At 44.6% G+C, this 1,665-nt stretch carries 1 protein-coding gene and 1 pseudogene; both read left to right on the top strand.

Translation table 11 applies throughout. From position 1 onward, the window contains the following. A pseudogene (locus ACFIK3_RS09035) lies at positions 1 to 381 on the top strand (phage tail protein); the annotation flags it as partial. Between the two features lie 7 nt (positions 382 to 388). Continuing rightward, on the top strand, positions 389 to 1,522 hold the full coding sequence (locus tag ACFIK3_RS09030; protein WP_375664304.1) for a phage tail protein: 1,134 nt from the start codon (positions 389 to 391) through the stop codon (positions 1,520 to 1,522). The last annotated feature ends 143 nt before the right edge of the window (positions 1,523 to 1,665 follow it).

The raw sequence follows: 1,665 nt of genomic DNA, 5'->3' as shown, positions 1-1,665 counted from the left end.
GTTCCCGATTTGCGTGGTGTTTTTTTACGAGGTGTTGATGATGACCGCGAGATAGACCGCTTTCGTTATCTTGGCACTTTACAAAATGACGCTATGAGAAAGCATGATCATAGTGGTCAATCCTTTACGATTTTGAATGATGAAAATCAGGAAGAGAGTTGGCATGGTGATATGACGATCATCTGGGGATATGTGTTGAATGAACAGCAAAGGTTGAAGCTTGCTGAACGTTTGGGCGTGAGAGCAGAGGATATACGTGTGCACCATAAGCTCGCCTTTCCCCATTCCCACCTTCACATGCGTGATGTTGCATTGGCAAGTTCAGGTGTAAGTGAGACGCGCCCGATTAATATGAGTGTTGTGTTTGGAATCAAGACGTGAGGTTCAGATGTCCACGATTTATGATTGGTCTTTAACGGCATCTGAGAATGGTGGTGCTGATGCTTTAATTAATTGGTCAGAGGGACAGCACCCTAACACGGTTAATAATAGCGCTCGTTTTATGATGCAACGGGTGCGTGAATATTTATCGGATACGGGGGGTGTGCTTGAAGGGATTGTGACGGTTGATAATAACCAAAAGACGAGCGTGATAAGGCTTCTAAGCCAATCGGCATTTTTAGAGTATAAGAATGGCATATCGGTTTGTTTTAAAGCGAAGGGCAAGAATGTTGGGGCGACAACAATTGCTTTAAATAATTTAGCCGGTAAGCCCGTTTATAAGGCGACAGAAACCGGTTTATTAGCCTTATCGGGAGGAGAGATACAAGATGGCTGTCTTTATACGCTTGTGTATGATGAAGATATAACCGGTTGGCAAGTTCTCAACCCGACAAGGGGCAAAGTTTCTTCCTTAAAACGCTTACCCACTGGTCTGATAGGACCGTTTGCAATGGAGCGCTTGCCGGATGGTTGGTTGCCATGTGATGGGAAGGCTTATCCGCGGCTTGTCTATTGGGATTTATTTTGTGTCATAGGAACGACGTGGGGAGAGGGGGATGGCGCCACGACGTTTAATGTTCCCGATTTTCGGGGGCTATTTTTACGGGGACTTGATAATGAACGCAATTTAGACCCTTGGCGTTCTTTTGCAAGTATACAACCCTGTTCTTTAAAAGCGCACGAACATTTTATAGGTCCAGCGTCATCAGAAGGTCTTTCTTCTCGAAAAAAACGAGATGTTTCTTCTTCTGAAGCTCACTTGCAAAGGCGCAAGAGAGCTATAGACGAAGAGTGTGTAGGTTTGAGTGGGGATGCCTTGGAAAGGTGTAATCAAGAATTTGACCAAATAGCAGGAAGTCCACAGGTAGAGCTTCCATTTTGGTTTACAGAAAAAGATAAGCCGCCGCGTTTACCTTGGTTTATCAGGAGCCCCTTTGAAAGCTTTTTAAGTTTTTCGATGCCGATTAAAGAGGGCATCTATGACAGAGAGCATCATGAACATCACCTTATGGCAGAGAGGGTTGGTGGTGTTGAAACGCGCCCCGTTAATGTGAGTGTAGTTTATGGGATCAAGACATGAGGAGTTGAAATGTCATTAAAACCGTTTGCGATATCAGAGATTAGCGACCCGTCTCAAGTACGGGTCGTTTTGTATTCGGGGGAAGTATTTGTACATGCGCCGCTTAATGGCGTTTTTGATTTACTGAAAGCAGCTTTGAAAAC

Source organism: Bartonella sp. CB10SXKL, assembly GCF_042195515.1.
GTDB lineage: Bacteria > Pseudomonadota > Alphaproteobacteria > Rhizobiales > Rhizobiaceae > Bartonella.
Note: the sequence above shows the minus strand (reverse complement) of the source record. Positions and strands in the feature narration are given on the sequence as shown.